Genomic DNA, 2,058 nt, shown 5'->3' on the forward strand with positions numbered 1-2,058 from the left:
TCCGGCGGCGGCGCGCCGGGCGGGCGGCAGAGCGGGTGGCCGGGCGAGACGCCCGGCGGCGGGGGTTATCCCGCCTACCCCGAACAACAGCAGTACCAGCCCTACGGCACTCCCGAGCAGCCGCAGCGTTCCGGACCGCAGGTGCTGTCCATCATCGGCTTCGTCTGCGCCGCGGTCTCGCTGCTGTTCTGCCCGATCGTGTTCGGCGCCGCCGGCATCGTGCTCGGCGTGATCGGGCATATCCGCGGCGAGCCCCTGGGCAAGTGGGCGGCCGTGGCGGCCGCGATTTGTCTCGTGGTGGGCGTGGCGATCGGGTTGCTCCTCACCGGGACCGAGATCGTGCCCAACGAATCGTCCGGCTGACCGGACGGCCACCACGCGAACCGGGATCACTTCGAAATGCGCAGGCGGTTCCCTCTCGACCCGCGCGGCCTGCGTTCCGGATCCGATGCAGGCCAGGCCGGGCGCCGCGCGGCCGCGGGCCCGCCGATGTGACCCCTTTCTGTCGATCCGGCCCGCGACCTGCTGTGGCACTGTGGCCGGGAGATGCGGCGCCCACGTCCTGAGCGCTACCGCGGTGGCGGATATCGTCTGGCTCATGCCCGAGGAAAGAGGCGCCGGTCGGATCGCGGCGACAGGGGCGGCCGCGCCGCCGTGGTGCGAATAGATGTCACAGCGGGAACTGGTCGTACTGGGCACCGCGAGCCAGGTACCGACGACCCAGCGCAATCACAACGGATACGCACTGCGCTGGGGTGGCGAGGTCGTCCTGTTCGATCCCGGTGAGGGCACCCAGCGGCAGATGATCCGCGCCGGCATCTCCGCGACCGATCTCACCCGGATCGCGATCACCCACTTCCACGGTGACCACAGTCTGGGCCTGGCCGGGGTGGTGCAGCGGATCAACCTGGACCGGGTCCCGCATCCGATCGATACCTACTTCCCGGCCTCGGGCCGGCGGTTCTTCGACAATCTGTGCGACGCGACCGCCTACCACCGGACGGTCGAACTCCGGCAGCGGCCGATCACCGGACCGGGCGCACTACCGGCCCCCGGCGCGCCGTTCGAGATCACCACCGCCCGGCTCGACCATCCGGTGGAGGCATTCGGGTACCGGCTCACCGAACCCGATTACCGGACCATCCGGCCGGAGGCGCTGGCCGAACTCGGCCTGCACGGCCCGATGGTGGGCCGCCTGCAACGCGAGGGCGAAATCGACTGGCGGGGCCGGACCGTGACCCTCGACGAGGTGAGCACCCTGCGGCGCGGCCAGAGTTTCGCGTTCGTCATGGACACTCGTATCTGCCCCGGCGCGCGGGAACTCGCCGCGGGGGTGGACATGCTGGTGATCGAAGCGACCTTCGTCGAGGCCGACGCCCGGCTGGCCGCCGAGCACGGACATCTCACCGCCGGGCAGGCCGCCCGGATCGCCGCCGAGGCCGGGGCGCGGACCCTGGTCCTGACCCATTTCTCGCAGCGCTATCCCGGTCTCGATCAGCATCTGAGCGAGGCGCGGCGGGCCTTCGCCGGCGAGATAGTCGTGGCGGCGGATCTGGACCGGATTCCGTTCCCCTCGCGGCGCTGAGCGCCGGCGGTCACTCGGCTGTTACGCCGGGGCGACCGGTTCGATACGGGTCCCCTCGCGCAACCCGATCGACATGATGTCTGACGGGCTGTCGAGTTCGATTCGATGCCAGCGGTTGCGCGGTACGACGAACGCTGTTCCCGCGGTCAGCCGCACTTCGGTCTCGGCTTCGCCGGGATGCTCCGGGCGCAGATAGAGCCGCAGCGAACCGGACAGACAGCACACCGCCTCTTCCGAGCCGGGGTGGAGCTCCCAGTGATCGGCATGGACTTCGGCGTCGGTCTCGACGTGGAAGGCGGCGAGGTGCCAGCCGTCCGTACCGTCGCTCATCCGCCGTTCGCCGGCCCGTACCCGGCCGTCGGGGTGGAAACTCAGTGCGCGAGCGAACATATCGATGGAGGTGGTCACGGTCGATTCCTTTCGTGGGGATTGTGAGAGGTGGTGGGCCGCGGCCGGCGGCGCCCGCAACCGGT

Annotated in this window: 2 protein-coding genes and 1 pseudogene; 2 read left to right on the forward strand and 1 reads right to left on the reverse strand. The window is 70.4% G+C overall.

Going from position 1 to position 2,058, the window contains the following annotated elements:
- Window positions 1-363, forward strand: a pseudogene (locus ON38_RS21190) (hypothetical protein); the annotation flags it as partial.
- Between the two features lie 304 nt (window positions 364-667).
- Complete coding sequence (locus ON38_RS21195; RefSeq protein WP_039826677.1) at window positions 668-1,585, forward strand: ribonuclease Z; 918 nt, start codon at window positions 668-670, stop codon at window positions 1,583-1,585.
- A gap of 21 nt (window positions 1,586-1,606) precedes the next feature.
- On the opposite strand, the gene ON38_RS21200 is transcribed toward ON38_RS21195, so the two are convergent.
- Window positions 1,607-1,993: a cupin domain-containing protein gene (locus ON38_RS21200; protein WP_245564141.1), complete on the reverse strand. Its 387-nt coding sequence runs from the start codon at window positions 1,991-1,993 to the stop codon at window positions 1,607-1,609.
- Between the last annotated feature and the right edge of the window lie 65 nt (window positions 1,994-2,058).

It is taken from the genome of Nocardia testacea NBRC 100365 (assembly GCF_000308775.1).
Lineage (GTDB): Bacteria > Actinomycetota > Actinomycetes > Mycobacteriales > Mycobacteriaceae > Nocardia > Nocardia testacea.

What these genes read in the sequence shown, in the direction of transcription:
- ON38_RS21195 (WP_039826677.1), top strand. Translation starts at nt 668, where the DNA reads ATGTCACAGCGGGAACTGGTCGTACTGGGCACCGCGAGCCAGGTACCG.